The organism is Dictyobacter halimunensis (assembly GCF_036245075.1).
In genome coordinates this window covers 21,076-43,238 of sequence record NZ_BSRI01000001.1, presented here as the reverse complement: position 1 = coordinate 43,238, position 22,163 = coordinate 21,076, and the positions used below count along the sequence as shown (strand labels likewise).

The window sequence follows — 22,163 nt, the reverse complement described above, 5'->3', positions numbered from 1 at the left end:
TAATACGTCAATCGATCATTTCAACATGCCGATTCTCTGTTGTTCATAGGCTAGTGGACTCATATATCCAAGCGTTGAATGGCGTCTTTGCCGATTATAATAGATTTCCAGATACTCAAACAGCGACTGCCTGGCTTGTTCATGCGAAGCGTAGATCACGTTACCCACGCACTCCTGCTTGAGTGAACCGAAGAACGATTCCATGCTGGCATTGTCCCAACAATTGCCTTTGCGCGACATACTCACGATCATCCCTGCCCGCTTGAGAAGGCCTCGGTAGGCATAGCTCGTATATTGACAGCCTCGATCACTGTGATGCAGCAATCCCACATGAGGGCGGCGTCGGCTTACAGCCATCTGTAAAGCGTTTTCTGCCAGCTTTTCATCACAGGAGGCTGACATCGACCATCCCACCACGGCCCGAGAATACAAATCTAGGACCACCGCAAGATAGAGCCATCCTTGGATGGTTGGAATGTATGTGATATCCGTAACCCATTTTGTGTTGGGCTCCGTTGCCGTAAAATTGCGCTGTAAGAGATTGGGAGCCACAGGATGGGAAGCGTCTCGGCGGGTCGGGATCACTCGACGCCGTTTTCCTTTGGCACCCAGCCCCGCCTCACGCATCAGCCGAGCCACCCGTTTGCGAGAGATCCGTTTCCCTTGGCCTTTCAATTCAGCGTGCAGGCGCGGGCTTCCATATCTGCCTTGATGCGTTGTAAATAGCTGCCGAATCTGGGTGCGAAGGTGAGCATCTTCTCGTTTGCGTTGGCAGTCTGGACGCTTGCGCCATGCATAAAAGCCACTTTCTGAAACACCCAGAACCTGGCACATGACGATAATGGGAAATTCCTGTTTGTGCTGCTCGATAAACTGATATTTCATTTGGATTCCCATGAAAAGATGCTTACTCCTTTTTTTAGGATATCACGCTCCTGCTGTACTCTCTCCAACTCGCGTTTGAGGCGACGGTTTTCTTCCTCCAGTGGCGTCTGGTGTCCACTGCCTGGAACATTTTCTTGGCCATGCTGAGCGAATTCCTTGCGCCATTGATGAATAGATGTGTCAGAGATTCCTAGCTCGCGTGCCACCTGCGTGATCGGCTTGCCACTCGTTTGGGCGAGTCGCACCGCTTCTTCTTTAAACTCTCGCGTGTAGACTTTTTGGATTTTTCCCATTGTTGATCCTCTTCTTCATTTGATAGAGTATATCTCAGCCTTCGAGACTCTATCAAATCGGGGCAGGATCATAGGCGCACTTTCCGTGCCAATCCTCGATAGTCCGCATCCATTCTGGCCCCGTAAGATTCGCTGCCAACCCACGCTTCCGTGCGGCTTGCCTCGCACGAGCAGCCTGTTTTATTGGACTGAGTAACATCATCATTGCCACTGTACAGCTCCTTGAACGCCCTCTCTTTCTCAACTTGATCGGTCAAAACGCTGGCAAATGCAATGGTGATATTCCCTACTGCTTCGACCCATGAGCCGCTTTATAACAGCCTTTAGCCGCTTGATGTACGCCTAGAGCGCCGGTCAAGTAATGAAAAAGATAAGATTGACAGAAAAAGCGAGAGCCACTTGTAGCAATGATTTTGTCAATGGATTGTTTTTGTGAGGGGAATCAAGTATGCTCTTAGCATCTTCATGAATCGGAGGTAACCTTTTGCTATGCCCTTTGGAACTTGGTGGCGAGGAACTCCCTTACCCGATCTTTCGCCTCTGCCAGCATTCTCTGCCAGCATCTCGACAGATACTCAATTGATCACACGTCTTGCGAAGCTCTCTCAGCAGGAAATCGACGACCGCTTTCAGACTGGGAAGCATCTCTATATTGCATTCATAAGTGAGGTGCCAGTTGCCTATGGATGGGTGGCAACGCGAGAAGTCAACTTCCCTCATTTTCAGTTTTCCTTTCTGATCCCCCCGAGAAATTGCTATCTGTGGGATTTTCTGACCCTTCCTGAATGGCGTGGTCGTGGCATCTATCCTCATTTGCTTCAGACGATCATCCGCCAAGAAGCGCTTGTCGATCGCTTCTGGATCGGGTATGAACCTGGCAATGAAGCGTCAGCTCACGGTATTCGCAAAGCTGGTTTTCACATGGTGACTGAACTTGTCATAGCTGAAGGTCGAGTATCCGGGCTTACCCTTTTCGACTCAAGTGAATATGCCCAAGCGAGTGCCGACTTCTTTCATCTCCCCATTGTGACGAATACAGGCTCTTGAGTATGAATGGACCGGGATGATTAGCTCAAGAAAAACATATTCGGAAGGCAGAACAAATGCAACCATCACCTTGGCAACCACCAGTAGACCTATCGGAGCAAGAAGAGCAGATTGTGAAAAAGATTCGGAAAGCCAAACGGTTTGTGTTTTTGCGCCAGCATCGGCACGAATTGCTCGATGAAGTATTCCAGCAGGAATTGGCCCGTCTCTACCGGGCAAGTGAACGAGGGCAGCCACCCATTGCACCAGCACAATTGGCCCTGACGACCATCCTTCAAGCATACACGGGAGCCTCGGATGATGAAGTGATCGAAGCGACACTCATGGATCGGCGCTGGCAGTTGGCACTCGATTGCCTGGATACCGAGCAGGCGCCTTTCAGCAAAGGAACCCTGGTGGCCTTCCGCCAGCGGCTGATCGAGGCTCAGATGGATCGACGGCTCATCGAACGAACCATCGAGATTGCCAGCCAGAGCCAGGCGTTTGGCTCACGGGCCTTACGCGCAGCCTTGGATAGCAGTCCGTTGTGGGGAGCTGGACGAGTCGAGGATACGTACAATTTGGTGGGACACGCGCTCAAAAAAGTGATGCGCGCGGTGGCTGACCAGCGGGGGTGGGAGCTGGTCGAAGTGGCGAGAGAGGCAGGAGCTGAGCTCGTGTGTGCGACGAGCCTGAAGGCAGCACTGGATCGGGATTGGGACCAACAACGGCAGAAAGATGAAGCCTTGGAACAGGTCTTGCAGGTGTTGTCCGCCGTGCAAACCTGGATGGAGGCTCTGGTAGATGACGAGGAAAAAGCTGTAGCGCAACAGGGTGTGAAAATTGCCGAGCAAGTTCAGGAACAGGACGTCCAGATCAATGAGCAAGGGAAAGCGAGCCTGGTCAAAGGTGTCGCCAAAGACCGGCGCATCAGTGTCGAAGATGGGCAGATGCGCCATGGACGCAAAAGTCGGAGCGTGCGCGTGAATGGATACAAGCGTCATGTGCTCCACGATCTCGATACCGACCTCATCCGCGCTGTGGGCTTGACCCCTGCCAATGTGCCTGAGACGAGCGTGACCGAAGCAATCAGCGAGGATCTGGCTCGGCAAGCGACAACTTTGATGGAACTACACATCGACCGGGCCTATTTGAGTAGCCACCTGGTTCGCGAGCGCTCAGATGAGCTGGAGATCTATCGTAAAGCCTGGCCGGTTCGCGAAAGCAAACGATTTCATAAGCAAGCTTTTAGCTTGGACTGGGAACGGCAGACCATTCAGTGTCCCGCCAAGCAGGAGATGCCCTTTGTTCCTGGTGGTGTGGTGAGCATTTGAGTTCTCTTCCTCATTGAAGATGTTCTTTTGCTCGTAGCTTATGAGAGATGAAGCAGTTACGGCTTCCTTGCCAACGTCGGCACGAATCCTTAACTGTGTGAGGCAAAAATTCCTGCCCCACGCCTGGTCAGCCTCCAATAGCCTGTTGTCCAGGCTCGATCAGGTCAAGGAGCGGAAGTTGAATCACATCAGGCTTCTTTGTTGAAAGCGCGCGAGGGTGGTGACAGCCACGGCGAGCTGGAGAATCGAGAGATAGGTTTCCATCTGCTGATCGTTGTGTTCCCGTGCTCTGTGACGCCGACGTGTGGAAGATGACGTCATCGGACTCCTCATATGTTGCATGTTGTGAGCAAGTCTCATCCGCGAGCCAGGGCTTGCCATTGTTCTGGTGTGTATTGGTCTGCAGGATGTTGCTGGATGACCATGATTCGTCTGGCCCAATCGTTGAGCGTGCGTTCTCCTGTGCTCCCTGGTGCAGGTTCACAGTTTCTCAGTATCCAGCGTGAAATGGCCTCTGGCTCAACATCAAGATAGCGCTGAGATTGGCTTGCGTGTGTGGCGGTAACGCCCAACTGGAAGCTTTGTTGCCCAGATAAGCGAAAGGAGCAGCAGAGCAACACGCCCAACTGAGCGCGTTGCTCTGCTGCTCAATCTTTACACCTTGTTTATTGGAGATCTGTTGAGAGCAGGAGCTATAGAGCACCAACGTGCTAGCTGATCTTTTGAGGAGGACATGCTTGTTGGGTAGCACCCTCCTCTGGTTCAGGCAACCATTCTGTTCCCCAACGCTCGATAGCATCGATTACTTCGTTGAGAGCCTCACCTTTGGCAGTCAACGTATATTCAATGCGCACTGGTATATCGTCAAAGGCCGTTCTTTGAATAATTTTCTGTTCTTCAAGCTCTTTTAAACGTATGGAAAGGATGCGGTCGCTAATATTGCCTACCATGCGCGCGATCTCACTATAATGACATGGCCTGAGTAACAATACTTTCAGGATCAGTGGTGTCCAGCGCCTGCTGATGAGATTAGCAGATTGCCGGTAGTATGTACACATTGGCTCGTCTTCTACCATGGTTTGTGAATCCCCCCACATGTTGCAATCCTATCTTATTCTGATTAGTATACTAATATAAAATTAGTAACTTGACAAATATTAGTTATAGATGTACGATGCTTTCATCGCCCATCATCTTTGGGACCCATGGCCCAGCCAACCACCATGCGCGAGAATCTCACCAATTGCACCGCTTCTTGTTTAAATTCTCGGGTAAATGTTTTTTGCTCTTTTGGCATGACCTCGACCCTTTCTTCGTAGGTCCACTCCTTCACATTTACCCTCTCCTTTTTTCTGGGTCAAGACCAAGGTGAGGATGGAGATCGAAGCGAGAGGATGTCACCTCTTGCTCTTGCCAGCCTACTCTCCCGATTTTTCGCCCATTGAAGAAGCGTTCTCCAAAGTGAAAACCTTTTTGCGCCGACAAGGAGCTCGCACGCGTGGAGTGCTGCAAGAGGCAATTGCCCAGGCCTTGGAACCGGTCACTGAGGCTGATGCCCTCGGTTGGTTTACTCATTGTGGTTATCCACTTCCTTCTTTTGATGAGGTAGCTCAATAGTTATGTACAATGCTCTAAGTAGCCAGCACAGCATCCCATCGAGCTCGGTGACCGTGATGCGTTCGAGTCCTTCGGCGACCTTAATGATCTCGTTGCCGGCTGGGACGTCACCCTTTTGCAGGACGCGGAAGTAAAAGCCAGGTCTGCGGCGTGAAACGAGTAACGCTGCCATCCGGGGCTCATGCATGCGAATGCCCACATGGTAACCGGTTGTGCGTGGTTGTGTGACTTCAAAGAGTGCGTTGCCAATGCGATACCGATCACCAATATAGACCGCTGCGTCAGACAGATCGTCCACCGTAAAGTTCTCGCCGAATTGCCCGAAGTAAAAGTCATGGCGGCCAAGTTGCTGTTCCCTGTAGTGGTAGAAATCCAGCTGGTAAACAAAAACTGCGCGGCATATGCTGCCATGCCCGTTGGAGTCTCCTTGCGTATTTCCATCAATATTCAGGTGTCGCACCATTCTGCGACCTTGTACCGGCTCTCCACGCCACGCGATATCGCGTGGCAGACCAACATTGACCGAGAGTCATTGTGGCACACGCTTCTCCTTCCTGTTCATCATGCTAGCATAGAGCATGCGATTCATGGGTTTGAGTGAAGCCAGGTGGGATGCCTCTTCTCGCTTTGTCTTGCCGCGCTTGTCTCAGGATCAGGGGTTCCTGGCTCATTACGGCTTCACGAGCCGCGATGCGAGCGGCGTTCGCCCATGCTTTTTCCAGCCTGTAGATGAGAACATTCTGTTCCATGGTGTTATGCAATCCGACTATTATTGATCAGCTGTTCCTGCATTGAACGGCTGATCGATGATGTATTGGACGACGTTTTCGTGCCAGATGTATCTGTCTAGTGTCTGTCTAAGAGCATGCTCCAGAGGGTGATCAGAATGCCGACTACCGTGACGATCGCGCCAACCCAGGTGATCGCATTCAGCCCGAGCTGTGGGCTGGCGGCGATAATCCCGCCCAGAAACGCACCACCGGCGTTCCCCAGGTTGAAGGCTGCGGCATTAAAAGCCGCAGCCAGTGCTGTTGCTCCTTTTGCTCTGTCCACAATACGGACTTGTAGCATCGGGATGATGGCGAAGGCTGCAATACCGAAGAGGAAAATAGTGACGACCGCGGTAATCATATTGTGCCCGGTAATGGTGAAAAGAGCTTCGATAAGAGCCAGCAAGACAAGGCTCACCAGCAGGGAGCACATCAGCTTCCAGTCGGCGGCTTTGCCTCCGATAATGGTTCCAAGCGTGCTTGCCACCCCAAAAAGAACCAGAATCAGGCTGACAGCTGTGGGCGAGAAGCCTGTAATGCGCTCAAGAAAAGGGGTGATATAGGTGAAGATTGTGAAAACTCCTCCAAAGCCGAATGTTGTCATGAGCAGTGCCAGCAGGACCTGTTTGCGGCCAAGGATGCGAAATTCCTGACCCAGGCCAGAGGTGCTTGTATGTTGCGTGCGTGGAATCAGGAAAGTGATGCTCATAAAGGCGAGTAGGCTCAAGGCGACAATCACCCAGAATGGTGAGTGCCAGCCAACCTGTTGACCGAGAAAGGTGCCCAGAGGAACACCAATGATATTGGCGAGGGTCAGACCAGTGAACATCGTTGCAAAGGCGCTGGCACGTTTATCCGGAGCGACCATTTCGGTTGCGACAACCGTACCAATGCCGAAGAAGGCTCCATTCGCAAAGGCGGCAATGATACGAGCAAGCAGGAGTGTGAGATAATTCGGCGCAATTGCCGCCAGCACATTTCCGAGCGTAAAAAGAGCAAGGAGCAGCAGGAGCACGCTTTTAGGGGAAAGTTTGCCGGTGACGACGGTTAAAAGTGGCGCTCCAATGACAATACCAAGAGCGTAGCCTGTGACCAGGAAGCCCGCCGATGAGATCGAGACGTTCAGATCGTGCGCGACATTTGGGAGTAGACCGATGATTATAAACTCGGCCATACCGAAAGCAAACGTACTGAGCATCAGCGCGTAGACGGCCCATGAAAGAGGGCGGGCTGTTTTCTGAGGCCACTTATGACTTTGTGTTTCTATGAAATTGTTTTTCATGCCAATCTTTTCCTTCATCGCCGTAGCCTCTGTTTTAGCACCAATGCCACCATACTCATCATCTCCCTTTATTTTTGCCTCTTCCCCGCCGGTTTGCGCTTGCTTTGTGTGCTATGGCTATCTTATATACGCATCTATTTTTATGTCGACATGCAACGAGTATTGCCTGAAACTCCAGTTCTATCACTAATGGGAGTGATCTTTGCTGTCACACCTGTTTTATGCATGCTGCTCATAACGCGTCCAGCTTTTTCAGTTGTTCTCACGCTGAAAAAGCTGGACGCATCGTTTCTCTATTTCCGGCAAGGCTTTTACACCAGGTTCCTGGGCTGAGGAGCTTTTCACGCGAACGGTTGCCCATGCACTTGCGAGGAAGACGTTTGTCTTCTTCGCGCTCTTGTGTCGATACACGGATTTTTCTGCATGTATGCTGCCCTGCTTTCAAGAGGTGGATCGAATGGATGTCGTCTTTAAAACGTACATCTGCAGCCTCAGCATTCATCTCCACACTTTTCTTTTTCTATGGCTCTCTGTTGGCTCTGGCTTTCTTACGCTTTTGCCGCAATGACCTCGAGTTCAACGAGGATGTTCGGGTAAATCAATTCGGTCACCACAGAAAACATGCCTGCTGGTGCTGGAGAAACCTCACCCAGGTAACGGCCTCGAACTTGAATATAAGCCGCTTTATCCTCAGCGTGAATCAGATACTGGTTGACCTTCACGATATCGGCTACCCCCATGCCAGCAGCTTCCAGGATGGCCAGAATATGCTTCCAGGCCAGGTCGGCCTGCTCCTCAATCGTCTCTGGTATGGTCCCATCAAGCTTGATGCCGGGCGTTCCAGAGGCATACAACCAGCGAACATTGCCTGGGACCTCCACCCCATCACTGTAGCGATCAGGGCCGTGACCACCAATCAGTGCTGACACCCCTACATTGTGGCTTTTCATCATTCTTCGTCTCCTTGGTTATCTTTATCTCGATGTGAGAGCACATGCGAGAAAGCTCAACGTTTCTCTCAAATGCCATCGGTATGCGAGTCATCTTCTTAGCAGTCCAATAGATCCTCTGCCTCTTCTAGAAGAAGTGTCCATCTTCGAGATCCTGGATCAGCGTGGGGTGTACTGGCTGCCACCCCAGCAGCTCGCGGGTCAGCGCGCTCGACGTCGGGTTGTCTACTGAGGAGAAGGGTCCGAGCCAGCGAAAGTGCTTGCCCGCGTCCTCTGGAGAGATGGAGACCACCGGGAGATCGAGATGCCGACCGATCACCTCGGCGATGGTGCGGGTCGGCACGCCCTCTTCCCCGACTCCGTGCAGCACCGATCCCGCTGGGGCCTTCTCCAGCGCCAGACGGAACAGGCGAGCGGCATCGAGCCGGTGCACAGCGGGCCAGCGGTTAGAACCATCGCCGACATAGCCAGAGACGCCCTTCTCACGGGCGATAGCGATCAGGATCTCCGTGAAGCCGCCTCTTCTTTTGTCGTGAACCGAGGGAGCCAGTCGCACGATCGATGAGCGCACGCCGCGCTGGGAGAGAGCGAGCGCCACGTTCTCCGATGCGAGCCGGGGCGCGACCGCCCCGGCGTCGGCCACGTCCTTTTCCGTTCCGAGACACCCCTGCGGGAGAAAGAATGTGAGCATCAATGTTCCCGAGGTGATTACGAGCGGCTTGCCGGAGCCTTCGAGCGCTGCTCCGATTGTCTGGACGGCGTGCAGATCCGTGCGCACAGCGCCCTCGTAGTCCGAGAAGATCCCCTTGTGGTCCGCGACGAAGTCGTGGACAAACGCGAGGTGGATGACGCCGTCAGATGCAGCCGCTGCGCTGCGCAGGCTGTCAAGATCATCGAGGGAACCACGATGCGCCTGTGCGCCGACGGCTGCAAGCGAGGCAGCGGCTGCATCTGAGCGCGCCAGGCCGAGAACCTGATGGCCCGCCTTGATCAGTTCGGGAACGACGGCGGAGCCGATAACACCGGTCGCGCCGGTAACAAAAACTTTCATAGGAAAATCCTCCATTAATAAGCGTAAGGTTAGGGTTTCGGTCGTGTGTGTCGGAAAGACCATAACTTCGCCAGTTTTAACTCATAACTTGGCTCTTGTCCGGGTTTGTTACTGGTGGCGAAGTCGAAAACGATGCTCTTTTTCATTTTGAATGCGTTCATTCTGAGCGTGAAAATGGACTTCGCCACCAGGATCGGGTTTGGGGTTTACTGGTTACTTGCTACGCTCCCTCTTTGAGAAGGATTGAGAGAATCAAGCATCCACCCTCTGAGCACAGCACTTGTCGCACCTGTCACAAGAATCATCGCTCCTATTCCTCCTCTCCTTCATCATGAACGCGCAACACAATCTTGCCTCTTGTATGTCCCTTTGTTCCCTGCTCGTATGCTTCACGGGCCTGGGCCAGAGGGAATACCGTGTCAATGATAGGCTTCATCTGCCCAGCATCGATCAATTGGCCAATCCGGATCAGTTGTTCGCGGCTGGGCTCAACAACAAACCAGGCGTAACGGACACCATGCGCCTGTGCCTGCTCAGTCGAAGGAGGCGTGACAAGCGCGACAAGCATACCCCCCTTCTTGAGCACTGACCAGGAGCGCTCCTGCGTATCTCCACCAATCGTATCCAAGACAATATCAGCGTCATGGACGACGTCCTCAAAGCGTGCGCTGGTGTAGTCAATAATCTCGTCTGCACCTAGTTCGCGCAAGAAGTCGTGATTGCGGGGAGAGGCGGTTGCAATCACATGTGCCCCGGCCCAGTGGGCCAACTGCACAGCAAAGACGCCAACGCCTCCCGCCGCACCATGAATCAGGACAGTTTGCCCCGCAGACAGTTTGGCGTGATCAAAGAAAGCCTGCCACGCTGTCAGGGCCGCCAACGGCACGGATGCAGCCTGTCTATGGTCGAGGGAGCGCGGCTTGGGGGCAAGTTCGCTGGGGAGCGCAATTATATATTCCGCCGCTGAGCCATCCCGCTCAAAGGCCGTAAGGGCATAGACTTCAGATCCGACGCGGATATCAGTGACGCCAGGACCAACTTCTTCTACCACACCAGACATGTCATGTCCGGGAACAGGAAAAGCACGTTTTTGCCCTGCGTCTGTCTGATAAGTTGTATCCCAGGTTAACTCCGGCGCTATAACCCCTGCTGCATAGACGCGAACCAGCACTTCTCCCTGTGCGGGATGTGGTTTTGGGGCTTCCTCGTACACGAGTGTTTCTGGACCACCACGGCCATGGATATGGATCGCTTTCATTTTATCTCATGCTCCTTTTCTTTCACATGTGTGTTTCTAGTAATAGTCTAGACTTAAGTGAGGATACCGTCGTGTTGCTGAGCTTTTAGTTTTTTGCAACACGACTATCCATTCTCGCTTCCATGGCTACAACTCCTGGAGCTGTTTCTTTGAGAAGCTTCCCTTGACTGACATCAGAAGTATACACTGATAAAGGACTTGTCAAAAGGGCCATTTTTAGTAGACTAAAGGAGCCACTTAAGAAAGATTTCGATCTATGCAGAGGCTTGAGGGAACGCAGATACCGTCTGCCGAAAAGAGCACTACCTGGCAAAAGGCCGGAAATCACCCTCGACCAGAACGCGTCAATTCCGCTGTACAAACGGCATTGTCAACTTAAAAATTTCTGTTGTTGAGCTTTCACCATTTCCTCCTCACTTTGCGGGTGATTTTGGAGAAAATGACCCCTGAAAATAGGGAGGCTTCACCACTTTTCCCATATTTTCTCTGCTAGAATCTCTACAACTCTCCTTAAGTTGACAATACCCCACATACAATGTCCTCAACTGAAGCGTTGACGCACCAGTATGCGAGCCCGTACGGGGTTGCTTCATATCCGATGGTGAAATTAGATTCGGTGGAATCTGTATAAAAGGTTCCACCCTGATTTCTACCTACATGTACGCTAAGGGGTTAGCTTTTGACTAAATCATTGTACGTGAGTTTGTATTCTCCATACGAACTCACGTACAATGATATTTGTGTTTTGTTCTTGTCTAAAGAGACTGATACTACGACGAAAGTGATAGTGTTTGTTGCTTTCCAACACAGGCTTTTTGGCCCATGACTTCTCGTGCATTTTGTTCTAGACCAGATGGAGGTCGAGCTCACCTATTGAGACTGAGACGAAGAAAGAAAGGACAGTTCTATGAGTTTTACCCAAACAGTCGAAACCTCGAAGATCGAGGCTATATCGGCACCATTTCCCAACACCAAAGGGACTGTCACGATCAAGGTTTTAAACAGTGATCAGTCCTTGGGTCCAGCAGTGGTTCTACTGAGAATGGAGCCGGGGAGCGAGATTGCAAGACACCTGCACGAGCGAACAACGGAAACGTCGTACGTCCTTGACGGTGATTTCATAAATGAGGGCGTCTCATATCCGGTGGGCACGGAATGGAATGTCAAGCCGATGACTGCTCACGGTCCCCATACGACGAAGAATGGCTGCTCCGTCCTGGTTACGTTCAGCTATCCGTCTGCTCTCGATGATTTTCAATTGGCCTAGCCGTTTGAGGACAGAAACCCACGGGATGTGCAACGAGATTGTAGAAAGATAACTCTAGTGTATGAGACGGCTTCACAAGGGCGTGCGACTCCCGTGTTTACTCGCTAATGATTTCGTGGAACTGCTCCGTCATCACGAAAAGCAAAACCGCAACGAAGAACGTTCGCGAGCCACTTCAGCCGAGTGTAAATCTCGTTGCGCAGCCTATGAACTTTTCAATGATTTTGTGTCCTAAGTGAGGTCGCGGGTACCAAGGTAGCCATCGCGAACGTCGCAGGTACCTTCTTTGCCTTTGGCGATACCTGCACGCAGCTGGACCTGCCAGCGGAGACGCACACGCTCTTGCAGGAAGGGATGGCGCTTACGGGGGCTGCGTATCTGCTCGCGTATCTGCTAGCCGCTGGAGAGCGGGAGGCGCGCACAGTGCGCAGCCAGGCGCGGCGCCATGACCGTGAACGCTATGCCGGGATGCCAACCTCGAAACTGGCAGGCATGAAGGTGCCAGAGGCGGGGACCGAACGCTATCGGCGGGCGGTGTCTACGCTGATGTAGTGGAACGAAGCGCATCGACCGCTGGAGCAGTGGTACATGACCACGCTCTCGATTCAGAAGCTGGTCGGTGGGCGCAAGGAGGCGATCAACGCGTACCTGGATGTGCACCGCGACGAGATCGAGGAGCATCATCGGAAGCTGGAGACCAAACCGTCGTATAATCGCAAGGCCGAACCGATTGGCCAGATGGTCGCGATCGCCGAGGAACCGACGGCGTTCCCCTGGAGGATGACAGTTGAAGGGTGAGAACGGAAGATGGATGGAACCGATGATACCTGGTCGAAGGCAGAAAAAAACTACGACGGCAATCTTTTCTTGATGAGCTTTTCTTCGAGAACTGCTAGGTAGTTTTCAGGGGATTTACGGAAGCGATGTTGCATACGCCGTATATCATGACAATGGTCGAGTTCGCTCCTTAAGGCACGCCATCGCGTTGGATCAGTGGAACAAAGCTCCGTCTCGCTAAAAGGATGCAGACGTGAAGCGACTGAGGCAACAATCCGAACGGCTCCACGTACGACTAACCCTGGTGAAGCCCGTTTTCGTCCTGTTGTGCGCCGTTCATGGTAGCGGGCTGAACCAAAATACTGTTCCAACTCATTGTTGGTACGTGGGAGATCAACGTGATCGTAACAGTGAAAGAGGCCAGGCCAATAGCTCATAGTTACTTTGCGAACGTGGAGAGCATCATGGTAAGTGGTTCGGATGGTGTGGAAACTTGCTCCATCTCGGCCAGAAGCGATTCATAGGTTTGGCGCACCTGTGCGGCTTTTTGCTTCTCATCGTTAGTGAGAAGATGTGCCGCACGATATACCCATGCATACCCTTGCTGGATGTCTGACCACAAGGGAGCTGTTTCTGTCAATCCTTTGGTCAGGAAAAACTGCATGCGTTCTAACTCGCGCGGTAAGCTCCCCTTTTCAGAGACCCGTGCGAGTGATGCAATAATGGCAGAAGTGCGTTCATGGAGCTTGAGACCAGATGCTTCTAATGGTGCTCTGCCATCATCCGTCAAGCTACTTCGGACGGCGAGACAATAGCCACGGATTGCTTCGGCCTCTGCATCGTTCCGTTTTTCGACCGCTCGTTCAAGCGGACGCACTCCACGAAGCTGCTTTTTCAGTTCCTTCTTGGCATGTCGATCCGCTTCATACAGCGGTTTAGCCGCTTCGCGCAGGTAGTGGAAGTGGCATAACTGATGTGGTACGTCCGGCAACACGGCTTGAACAGCCTTGCGGATGGAGTGTTGTCCGTTCGAGATCACCCCACGGATGGAAATGTCAAGCATCTGTTGCACCTCGCGGAGCAGACTCGCCAGATCCACTTCACAAGCACTTAACAGGCTCCGAGCCAGGAGCACTTCCCCAGAAAGACAGTCACGCACCACCCAGAGGACTTCGTGTCCGACATCTGGTTGTAATCCATCGATGGCAAGGATGACCTGTCCCTGTTCTTTGAAGCGTTCACGTAATCGTTGCTGGTCAGCCAGATGCAGTGCAACCAATTCCTCATAGCGCTGAAGCAAATGCGTGATAGCGCTGAAGCAAATGCGTGACCATTCGTTCAGCTATCCTGATACCTCGATCACAGAGGGCCTGGTGAATTTCAGGAACGCTCTGATGAGAGACATACCGCAAGGAACCAACCAGAGCAATCACATCCAGGCCAAACTCGCCGTGTGGTAAGGCCCAATGTCCTTCTTCCTCTGGGCGGTAAGGGCGATGATAGAAGGAACAGTCCGCATTCTGACAACGTCGTACTTTTATGCTCAAGCGACACATTCCCAGCAAGGTTGTGATCCGTCGGCTCGTGTGATAGACGATCCAGAACGGCCCCGCACACTTCGGGCAGATTGTTTGAAGAGGTACCAACTCATGTGTACTGGCAATCGCAGTCTCTTTGCTCTGTTTTGGCATCGAACCTTCCCTTTTTGCACTCCCGCGAGAAAGGCAAGGTGAAGGCGGCAGCAGCGAGATCGTTCACTGCCGCCTTCTTCCTCTCTCTTACCCGATAAACGTCGCGCCAGTCATCACTCCGACAGCCAGGACGGTCAAGATAAACCCTGCAAGAGCCCAGCGGCGGGCCGAGACATCTCCCGTCTTGCTGATCGATTGGATCGCAGGACGTAACGCGCCATCGCCGATACCGAGAAGTGTAATCGCGATCACAAAGCCTGCGATGATCAGGCTTCCCCATGCACTCCCAAAGAGATTGGCAAAGCCGTTCGTTCTCGTGATCAGAACGAGACCAAAGCCCATCGTGAGGGTTCCTGCATAGGTAAGAACTCGTATGGTCGTCAGAGCCAGCCGTATGAGTATCTCGTTCGGCTCTTTTCCCAGAAGCGGTAGAATGAAAAATGCCAGGAGTGCGTAGCCGCCCACCCATATTGCCGCGCCTAAGACATGTCCGTAACGTATCAGCCATGAGACGATGGTTGTCACACCGGCTCCTTTCGTTCATTCCGCACGTGCTCTTTTGTTGATGGAAAAGGCACACTGGACGTGCCAGTCTCCCTTTCAGCCGCTACAACGGCTGTCTTGTCTGAGACAGCATTGTGGATCAGAGCCTTCTGTGTTCTCACGCGTCGATTTATGATCCATTCACCGACGAATGCCCCTGGCGGTCCTGCGGTCAGCAAGACCGCTACGGGAAACCACCATTCCCAGACGCCATCGATCGCTCCTACGCTCACGATGACAAGCAAGAGCAAGAAATTGATGCCATGCAGGGGTCCGAGAATCTGGACCATCTCGCGCTGCCCGGTAAGCGCCGCAGACACAAGCGCGAGCAGAAGTACAAAATCGACCAGTGCAACCACGCGCACGATGCGTAAGCGGCGACCGATTCGCTCGGTTTGCTGAGTCGAGCTCATATCTGCTGTCCACTTTCAACGACTCGCGTGCCAGTGACTTTGGAAGAGGGCAGCATTCCAGCCTTTGATGTGCCGGTGAGGGTGTCGCCGTCGATGATCACGTCGAATGTGAGGTTCAAGCGCATCGGTTTGGTGATCGACTGTTTCCAGATCAGCCGATTGCCATCACGAACGAGTTCGGTCAATGGGATGGTTTCTGTGTTCCCCTTCGCGATCCCTTCTAGAACGCCCCCGTGGTCGGTGAACTCAAGGACGGCGGATTGGGTGCCGATCGGGGTTGAGATGGTGATGTTCCAAGTGCCTGTAAGAGACATGTGATATCCTCTCATTCATTGCCCGAACTCGTTGAGGCGGATGCCACCTGTGGAGGTCGGGGAAGTTGCATTACATAGCGACGGCTTCAAGTCCCTTGTTGTGCCAAGGGGTTCCGCGTCGCTCGTACTCGAAAAGTTCTTCAACGGAGCGGGCGATGCGAGGACCAAACTCGCGTTCGAGCAGATACAGCCCAAGATCCAGGCCAGAGGTGACTCCACCAGCGGTGATCAGATCGCCATCGTCAACCACGCGTGCGTGAATCGGGATGGCGCCGGTAGCACCCAGGACATCCATGCCCATGTGATGCGTTACCACATGGCGGCCTTCGAGGAGCCCGGCCATCGCCAGCGCAAGGGAGCCACCGCAGACTGTCGCGACGGTGACCCTGGGATTATCCAGGGCTTTTCTCATCAAGGCTGGGAGATTTGTCTCCATCGTCCGTGCCAGCAAGACAGGAATAGTGTCGACCTGACTCCCATCCTCCGGTTCGTTGATCGGCCCCGATGCCCCTGGCACGATGATGAGATCCGCGTTTTCCGGGTCCAGGATGGCTGTCGCTCGCAGGACGAGGCCACCTGATCCACCCGTCACCTCGCGCGGCCCTTCTGCCGAGGCCAGTTCCACGGTGAGCGCTCCGCCAGAAGCAGCCCCTCCCGCCCACAGCACTTCATACGGAGCAATAACATCAAGCGGGTCGAATCCATCGAATAATACGATCTGAGCATGCATCCTTTGCTATCCTTTCAATACTACTTCAAACGATACAAATTTCTTCATCCGAAGGCCATACTACCGAACGCTCTTAATTGGCAGAACAAGCACAGCTCCAAGTGATGCCAGGATACCTGCGAGCACAAAGAACGGCGTGTAACTATGCACGATAGTGAGAATAATGGCACCAATAGTCGGGGCGAGAGCGGCAGGTAGCGCGTTAGCAATGTTGAGTATGCTCATATCTTTGCCTCGTACAGAGGTATTGGTGATGACCTGCGTCGCCAGTGCATTGTCCACCGCAAAGTAGCTTCCAAGTCCAATACCCAGAAACGCCGCAACGATTTTAACTTCCTGCCAATTTCGGAAGAATGCTAAGCTTAACAGTGAAAGAGCGATGAATGTGCTGGCACACATGACAAACACTTTGCGTCTTTGCAAGCGATCCGACAGAACGCCGCTGCTAATTGCTGCGATAAGTGAAGTTCCAGTCGTAATGAGTTGTAAGATGGCTATACCTTGAGACGCTCGTTGGCCCGGGAAAAGCTGCTCGTAGTGCAGAGCATCCTGGACATAGTAGAAGAGATAGCTGAACGTCAGGTTATAGCTCAGGTAGACCAGAAAGCGCGTGAGCCAGGTCCAGCCAAAGTCTGGATATCGCATGGGGTTGATCCAGAAGCTGGTCAGGAAGGAACGTATGTGCAGAGGCGGAGCCGCTGCTGCTGGCAATACTGAATCACGCATGACGAGCACAAAGAGCAGCATGACGATAAGGAGTAGGCCCATGATTGTGTAGTACGACAGCGATGTAGACGTGACAAGTACCGCGATAAGAATATCTCCTAAGAGGATACTCACCGGTGCTGAAAGGCCGACAAACGCCGAGGCCGTCGCTCGCTGACGTACAGGGATTTGATCGGGAACGATTGCCCCTAGTGCTGCTAATACGAGATTAAGACAGGCTTGCAGCAGTGTCCATGCAAGAGTCAGTACCAAGGCGTTCGGAGCAGAGGCAAGGACAGCAAGCATGATGCCCCCGGCCAGCGTTCCACCAATAAGCCAGGGACGACGGCGACCGAGGCGAGAGGTCGTGCGATCACTGAGAGCACCAGCAAAGAGATTCGCGAGCAAGGCCGCGAACGCTCCAAGCGTGGCAACGAACCCATAATTGCTAATTTTATGCACTGGATCGAAGGCCGCGACCTGGGTTGGGAGCAGCAAGAGACTGACAGGGAGGATACTCAGATGGACGACGAGATTCGCGGCACCAATGAGCAATTGCATGGAAAGTGCAACGGTTCGCGTTGGAATTTGGAGTGCTTCAGGAACATAGATACCCTCGTCTCCACCACTCAGGCTTGTTTCCTGGTTTGATACGGTGGTGTCTTGCATAACAGACCTCTCTTTTTGGCAGTTTGTGTCAAGGGAGACCAAAAAAGTCTTCCGCACGCGTCTCGTCTTGCTCTACTATAGGACAGACTCACCTCGCCGAAAAGTGGCATGATTGCCAGATATCAACGAATTCAAGCCAAATCGTGTGAGCTATATAGGCAATAATGGCCGGACTAGGGTATCTTCTTAGAAGAAACTTGACACGTGATTGCTGAAAAGAAGAGGAAAGTGAGAGCGTAGATTCATGCATACGATCGCTATTCTTGCCCTGGATGGGGTGGTAGCATTTGATTTATCCATCCCAATTGAAGTGTTTGGGCGAACCCGTTTGCCAGGCGGACAGGCAGCTTACCAGGTGTGCATCTGTGCTCCTAAGGCTGAGATTGATGCAGGCACATTTACGCTCCACGTTCCCAGGAATTTAGATCTGCTCTCTGAGGCTGATACGATTATCCTGCCTGGTCTGGCTGAACTTCCGGTGCCGTTTCCCGATGAAGTGGTGACAGCGTTACTCGGCGCTGCGGCGCGTGGCGCACGAATCGCGTCGATCTGCGGAGGAGCATTCATCCTGGCTGCCACAGGACTGCTGGATAGTCTGCGTGCAACCACCCACTGGGTTGCAGCCAGCGAGCTGGCACGACGATATCCCAAAGTGGATGTCGATGCCAATGTGCTCTTCGTCGATAATGGGCAGTTTTTGACCTCCGCTGGGGCAGCCGCTGGGCTTGATTTGTGTCTGTATATGATCCGTCAGGATTACGGTTCTGCGGTGGCTGCTGATGCCGCCAGGATTTCAGTGATGCCCCTGGAGCGCGGCGGCGGGCAAGCACAGTTCATTGTCCATGAACCTCCCACCCCGGATGGAATAACGCTTGAACCCGTGTTGCGGTGGATGGAAGAGAACGCACAGCGAGAACTCCGACTTGAAGACATCGCTGCCCAGGCAATGATGAGTACCCGCACCCTCAGCCGGCGCTTCCATGAGCAGACCGGCACTACCCCGTTGCAATGGCTGAATCGCGCTCGGTTGCGCAAGGCGCAATGCTTGTTAGAAACCACTGGTCACTCAGTTGAATGGATCGCCAGTCATGTCGGATTCGGCTCGTCAACCACCTTCCGCGACCAATTCAAGCACCTCGTTGGCATCAGCCCACAGGCATACCGACGCGCATTCCGAGGAACAGCGACGAACTGAGATGGGCAGAGGGCAAGGAGTCGTTCCCTCACCCATGGACACTTGTGCCCGATACCTCACAAATGGTGGAGATGAGAGCAGAAGCAGAAAGAAACTGATCGCGCATCAGGGGATCACTTCTGCTTCCCTTTCTTTTATGTAATTGTCCCGGTTTAGATGACTCAGCAAAATGAAAGTGAAGAGTCGGAGAAGAAGTGAGGAACTAATGGCAACGGGACAGATATACGACAAAACCTTTAAGCAAGAAGCTGTACGATTGGTGCAGACCCATGAGAAATCTCAGAGGCAGGTAGCAGAATATCTGGGCATAGCAATGAGCACACTGAGCCGTTGGTGCTCAGAATTGGCAACCAATGGAGAAAGAGCCTTTGTTGGCAGTGGGAACCTGCAGCCAGAAGCTGAAGAAATGCGCCGCTTGCGCCGAGAAAATGAGATGTTACGTCAGGAGCGCGATATCCTAAAAAAACTTCATATAGAATTTCTCGCCTTGATAAGTTAATCGCCAGGGAATCGAATTTCCCCATAGGGCCTGACGCCCGGTTTCGTTGGTCGATAATGTCCCTGGCGGTGTTTCCGATGGATCTCTGGATCATAGAGCTGTGGTTCGGGAAGGGTGGCTCCCAGAGGCAACTGATCGAGCAGTTCATAATCTTTCTTGAGTAACGCATAGATGACCGAGAGCATCTGCCCGGCCAGGCGCCCAATGACCTTCTCGCGGCCAACTAATCTCCGAGTACGCTCGTCCACTCGGCACTTACGAACAATCAATGAATCATACATCTCTTTCCAATCCGCATCCCATTGAATAGCCCTCCACACAATCAGATACATCGTCTGCTTCATTTGCCTCACTCCACGTGGCGAAAGACGAGTCCAGTCCAGGCTCGATCCTGATTGTGCTACTTTCGGAACCCAGTCAGCATAGGATTTGAGTTGAGCAGCATGCTCAAAATTCGCGATGGTGCCAATCATGGCGATGAGTGTTGCCGCTGCCTGAGAACCAATGCCAGGAATGGAAGTGAGAATTTTTCCTTCGCGGCACTGTTCAACAATCTGGACAATTTCTGCTTCCAGTTGCTCAATGTGTTGACCCAACAATTTCAATTCAGCAATGAGTTGTTTCTGTTCAAAGACCAGGCCCTGGACTCGAGCTGGCGCTTTGCTCCCAATACTCTGCGCCGCCAGTTGTTTCAACTGTCTCAGTTTGGCATCAGACACGCTGTTGGTACGACCTCTCGCCTCTCGCAATTCTTCAAAACTTGCCTGGGCGAGCAAAGCCGGTGTTGGAAAACGCTCACGTAGGGCAAGCGCCGTCGGCAAGTTGGGATTCTTGAGCAAACGGGTGAATTCGGGAAAGAGTTCGTCACAAATAGAGGTCAGCTTGTTTTTGCGCTGGGTACATTCCATGACCAGCTCGTAGTGGTGGCGAACCATGCCGCGTAAGCGGGCTGCAGCGTCAGTTGGCGGAGCAAGCCGGCGCACAGCTTGAAGCGGATCATCGACTTGGATACCCTTTGCAAGCTGATTGTAGAGGATATTCGCCAATCCCAAGGCATCACGCTTGTCCGTTTTCATGATCCGTTGGGGGCGCTTTTGAACATGGATAAGAAACACAGGAATATCTAGTTCTTGGGCATACTGCATCAAGGCCCGGTGGTAATGGCCCGTGGACTCAAGTAACAGATACACCTGTGTGAGTGGGGTATACTCTTGAATACGATCGACAAGCGTACGAAATCTTTCACGGGAATTTTCAAAAGAGAAGGTCGGACAATGCTCAAAACGCTGATGACGGGTCAGCAATGTGGAGGACAAAAAGCCTGCCACATGACTTCTTTTGCCGACATCCACCCCGACATAGAGAGTTTCTTGCCCAAGGTGAGTATCTCGGGCTGGAGAGTCAGCGGCACGTTTGCGTGGCATACAGCTGCTCGCTTTTCCTACATCCCTGCATGTTCTTTGTCATTTGCCATACGATGCGACTAGATGGTGGTGGAGAAGCATGATCCTGTGGACCGACATCTACCAACCTCGGACAAGAAGTCGAACTCCAACTTCATATCAGGTGTGTTTGTCCTGCCCCCCAAGTTTTTTTCAAGAGTCGTGCTCCAAGGCGCTTGGAAGGGTTCTGCAGGATCATTCTCAGTTAGGAGCGACCCAACCGTGCTTCTCTACGAAAAATGGTACACGGGTGTCGGTTTTTCCCGAAGGTGTCGCCCGTCTCATGTCAGATGACGTCAGTCTCAGCGATGGTGTCATGATGGTGTGTGAGAGGACGGTGTGAGGAAGCTCCTGGTGAGCGCGAGAACGCCGGGAGCGAGGAGGAGGGTGTGTGGCGGCGGGCCTGGTGCATGTCGCTTGCGCGGGCAAGAGCGTGAGGGTTATGGTATGGAGCTGCTGGGTGAGATGGTGGCCTCACCTTCCTTCCCCCTGGCAGCGTCTCTGAGTGTAGGATACCAAAAATCGTGTCTTTGTCTGAGCTCAAATCCTCAAGGAAATCCCCGAATGCATGTCTTTCTCGCTCACTATTCCTGTCTTTCGCCTCCTTACATAGCATAGATCGTACCATTTTACAAGAGGATGGAATACGAGAGCATGGTGAGTAGGCAAGAAAAAAGAGCAGCACCTGTTCTCTTCGGGGTGTCGGTTTTTCCCGAAGGTGTCGCCCGTCTCATGTCAGATGACGTCCGTCTCAGCGATGGTGTCATGGTGGTGTGTGAGAGGACGGTGCGAGGAAGCTCCTGGTGAGCGCGAGAACGCCGAGAGCGAGGAGGAGGGTATGTGGCGGCGGGCCTGGTGTATGTTGCTTGCGCGGGTAAGAGCGTGAGGGTTGATGGTATGGAGCTGCTGGGTGAGATGGTGGCCTCACCTTCCTTCCCCCTGGCTGTAAATTGACGAAATACATGACGCATGGTGAGACGAATTGGGTGTCGTAGGAAACGCTGATCCATGCCTCCTCTCGTTGCTGCTCGTGTGCCTTTGCAAGCTCTTCCCGGTGGTTCTTGCCCCCCGAAAGAACACTGGCTGTTGCGCCAAAGAGTGTGCAAAAAAGACCGCCCTTTGCTGCGCGTAGTGACGAGGCTTTGTTGGTCTGCTTGCGTGCGTGCTTTCTCTGCTGCAGGTGTTCCGTTGTGGAGGAGTCGAGTGTTTCGTGGCGCCGTGATGCTCCTCGCATGGGTGTTTTTCCATCGCTGTCTTCCTTTCTCTGCCAGTATGTGCTGGGCTCTGTCGGTGCGTGGCGCACGTGTGCAGACCGCGTCTGGGCAGCTGAGAGCTGGGGAGAGCAGGGGATGATCTCGATCTACATCTTGGATAATATATATCCCTTTTTATGATAATTTGTGTATTTCCATGTTTAATATCCTTTTAATAGACACTTTCTGTGGTATTGCC

Annotated in this window: 22 protein-coding genes and 3 pseudogenes; 8 read left to right on the top strand and 17 right to left on the bottom strand. The window is 52.8% G+C overall.

What is annotated here, in order from left to right:
• Positions 1-15 precede the first annotated feature (15 nt).
• A pseudogene (locus AABA21_RS00230) lies at positions 16-1,178 on the bottom strand (IS3 family transposase).
• A 489-nt stretch (positions 1,179-1,667) separates the two neighbouring features.
• Here AABA21_RS00230 and AABA21_RS00225 point away from each other — a divergent pair.
• Together AABA21_RS00225 and AABA21_RS00220 are read left to right on the top strand one after the other, a co-directional pair.
• Positions 1,668-2,225 carry a GNAT family N-acetyltransferase gene (locus AABA21_RS00225; RefSeq protein WP_338246644.1) on the top strand — a complete coding sequence of 186 codons (558 nt, stop codon included), beginning with the start codon at positions 1,668-1,670 and terminating at the stop codon, positions 2,223-2,225.
• A 56-nt stretch (positions 2,226-2,281) separates the two neighbouring features.
• On the top strand, positions 2,282-3,538 hold the full coding sequence (locus AABA21_RS00220) for a transposase (protein ID WP_338246642.1): 1,257 nt from the start codon (positions 2,282-2,284) through the stop codon (positions 3,536-3,538).
• 127 nt (positions 3,539-3,665) lie between these two features.
• Here the strand turns inward: AABA21_RS00220 and AABA21_RS00215 are convergent, their stop codons facing one another.
• The 3 genes from AABA21_RS00215 to AABA21_RS00205 form a co-directional block, all read right to left on the bottom strand.
• Positions 3,666-4,022 carry a hypothetical protein gene (locus tag AABA21_RS00215; protein WP_338246640.1) on the bottom strand — a complete coding sequence of 119 codons (357 nt, stop codon included), beginning with the start codon at positions 4,020-4,022 and terminating at the stop codon, positions 3,666-3,668.
• Positions 4,023-4,248: 226 nt separating this feature from the next.
• The gene (locus tag AABA21_RS00210; protein ID WP_338246638.1) at positions 4,249-4,614 is read right to left on the bottom strand and encodes a winged helix-turn-helix transcriptional regulator; all 366 of its coding nucleotides are present in this window, start codon (positions 4,612-4,614) and stop codon (positions 4,249-4,251) included.
• A 104-nt stretch (positions 4,615-4,718) separates the two neighbouring features.
• Positions 4,719-4,871: a hypothetical protein gene (locus AABA21_RS00205; RefSeq protein WP_338246636.1), complete on the bottom strand. Its 153-nt coding sequence runs from the start codon at positions 4,869-4,871 to the stop codon at positions 4,719-4,721.
• 41 nt (positions 4,872-4,912) lie between these two features.
• Between AABA21_RS00205 and AABA21_RS39165 the strand changes: the two genes are divergently transcribed.
• On the top strand, positions 4,913-5,155 hold the full coding sequence (locus AABA21_RS39165; RefSeq protein WP_420917080.1) for a transposase: 243 nt from the start codon (positions 4,913-4,915) through the stop codon (positions 5,153-5,155).
• Between the two features lie 28 nt (positions 5,156-5,183).
• On the opposite strand, the pseudogene AABA21_RS00195 reads toward AABA21_RS39165, so the two are convergent.
• The 6 genes and pseudogenes from AABA21_RS00195 to AABA21_RS00170 all read right to left on the bottom strand — a co-directional run.
• Positions 5,184-5,666 (bottom strand): annotated as a pseudogene (locus AABA21_RS00195) (MOSC domain-containing protein); the annotation flags it as partial.
• Positions 5,667-6,001: 335 nt separating this feature from the next.
• Positions 6,002-7,207 (bottom strand): MFS transporter, encoded by a 1,206-nt coding sequence (locus tag AABA21_RS00190; RefSeq protein WP_338246632.1) that lies wholly within the window; start codon positions 7,205-7,207, stop codon positions 6,002-6,004.
• Positions 7,208-7,469: 262 nt separating this feature from the next.
• Positions 7,470-7,709: a hypothetical protein gene (locus AABA21_RS00185; protein WP_338246631.1), complete on the bottom strand. Its 240-nt coding sequence runs from the start codon at positions 7,707-7,709 to the stop codon at positions 7,470-7,472.
• Between the two features lie 46 nt (positions 7,710-7,755).
• The gene (locus tag AABA21_RS00180; RefSeq protein ID WP_338246629.1) at positions 7,756-8,160 is read right to left on the bottom strand and encodes a RidA family protein; all 405 of its coding nucleotides are present in this window, start codon (positions 8,158-8,160) and stop codon (positions 7,756-7,758) included.
• Between the two features lie 124 nt (positions 8,161-8,284).
• Positions 8,285-9,208, bottom strand: a complete 924-nt coding sequence (locus tag AABA21_RS00175) for an SDR family oxidoreductase (protein WP_338246626.1) — start codon at positions 9,206-9,208, stop codon at positions 8,285-8,287.
• 310 nt (positions 9,209-9,518) lie between these two features.
• A complete protein-coding gene (locus tag AABA21_RS00170) occupies positions 9,519-10,466 on the bottom strand; it encodes an NADP-dependent oxidoreductase (protein ID WP_338246624.1) in 948 nt (315 codons plus the stop codon).
• 907 nt (positions 10,467-11,373) lie between these two features.
• Here AABA21_RS00170 and AABA21_RS00165 point away from each other — a divergent pair.
• The 3 genes from AABA21_RS00165 to AABA21_RS00155 all read left to right on the top strand — a co-directional run bounded on the left by AABA21_RS00165 (position 11,374) and on the right by AABA21_RS00155 (position 12,531).
• The gene (locus AABA21_RS00165) at positions 11,374-11,733 is read left to right on the top strand and encodes a cupin domain-containing protein (protein WP_338246622.1); all 360 of its coding nucleotides are present in this window, start codon (positions 11,374-11,376) and stop codon (positions 11,731-11,733) included.
• Positions 11,734-12,087: 354 nt separating this feature from the next.
• On the top strand, positions 12,088-12,285 hold the full coding sequence (locus AABA21_RS00160) for a hypothetical protein (RefSeq protein WP_338246621.1): 198 nt from the start codon (positions 12,088-12,090) through the stop codon (positions 12,283-12,285).
• Positions 12,286-12,321: 36 nt separating this feature from the next.
• On the top strand, positions 12,322-12,531 hold the full coding sequence (locus tag AABA21_RS00155) for a hypothetical protein (RefSeq protein ID WP_338246619.1): 210 nt from the start codon (positions 12,322-12,324) through the stop codon (positions 12,529-12,531).
• Between the two features lie 50 nt (positions 12,532-12,581).
• Here AABA21_RS00155 and AABA21_RS00150 read toward each other — a convergent pair.
• The 6 genes and pseudogenes from AABA21_RS00150 to AABA21_RS00125 all read right to left on the bottom strand — a co-directional run bounded on the left by AABA21_RS00150 (position 12,582) and on the right by AABA21_RS00125 (position 17,575).
• A pseudogene (locus AABA21_RS00150) lies at positions 12,582-14,066 on the bottom strand (ISNCY family transposase).
• A gap of 222 nt (positions 14,067-14,288) precedes the next feature.
• Positions 14,289-14,726, bottom strand: coding sequence for a hypothetical protein (locus tag AABA21_RS00145; RefSeq protein WP_338246617.1), 438 nt, complete (start codon positions 14,724-14,726; stop codon positions 14,289-14,291).
• Entirely contained in the window at positions 14,723-15,157 is a 435-nt protein-coding gene (locus AABA21_RS00140) for a DUF3817 domain-containing protein (RefSeq protein WP_338246616.1), read from the bottom strand. Before AABA21_RS00140 ends, AABA21_RS00145 begins: the two co-directional genes overlap by 4 nt.
• Positions 15,154-15,471, bottom strand: coding sequence for a hypothetical protein (locus AABA21_RS00135; protein WP_338246614.1), 318 nt, complete (start codon positions 15,469-15,471; stop codon positions 15,154-15,156). The genes AABA21_RS00140 and AABA21_RS00135 overlap by 4 nt, the downstream gene beginning before the upstream one ends.
• 70 nt (positions 15,472-15,541) lie before the next feature.
• Entirely contained in the window at positions 15,542-16,201 is a 660-nt protein-coding gene (locus tag AABA21_RS00130; protein ID WP_338246612.1) for a DJ-1/PfpI family protein, read from the bottom strand.
• A gap of 60 nt (positions 16,202-16,261) precedes the next feature.
• The gene (locus tag AABA21_RS00125; protein ID WP_338246610.1) at positions 16,262-17,575 is read right to left on the bottom strand and encodes an MFS transporter; all 1,314 of its coding nucleotides are present in this window, start codon (positions 17,573-17,575) and stop codon (positions 16,262-16,264) included.
• Between the two features lie 244 nt (positions 17,576-17,819).
• Between AABA21_RS00125 and AABA21_RS00120 the strand changes: the two genes are divergently transcribed.
• Positions 17,820-18,770, top strand: coding sequence for a GlxA family transcriptional regulator (locus AABA21_RS00120; RefSeq protein WP_338246608.1), 951 nt, complete (start codon positions 17,820-17,822; stop codon positions 18,768-18,770).
• 205 nt (positions 18,771-18,975) lie between these two features.
• The gene (locus AABA21_RS00115; protein WP_338246607.1) at positions 18,976-19,269 is read left to right on the top strand and encodes a transposase; all 294 of its coding nucleotides are present in this window, start codon (positions 18,976-18,978) and stop codon (positions 19,267-19,269) included.
• Here AABA21_RS00115 and AABA21_RS00110 read toward each other — a convergent pair.
• Complete coding sequence (locus AABA21_RS00110) at positions 19,266-20,693, bottom strand: IS110 family RNA-guided transposase (protein ID WP_338246605.1); 1,428 nt, start codon at positions 20,691-20,693, stop codon at positions 19,266-19,268. The two genes, AABA21_RS00115 and AABA21_RS00110, sit on opposite strands and share 4 nt — an antisense overlap.
• Positions 20,694-22,163 lie beyond the last annotated feature (1,470 nt).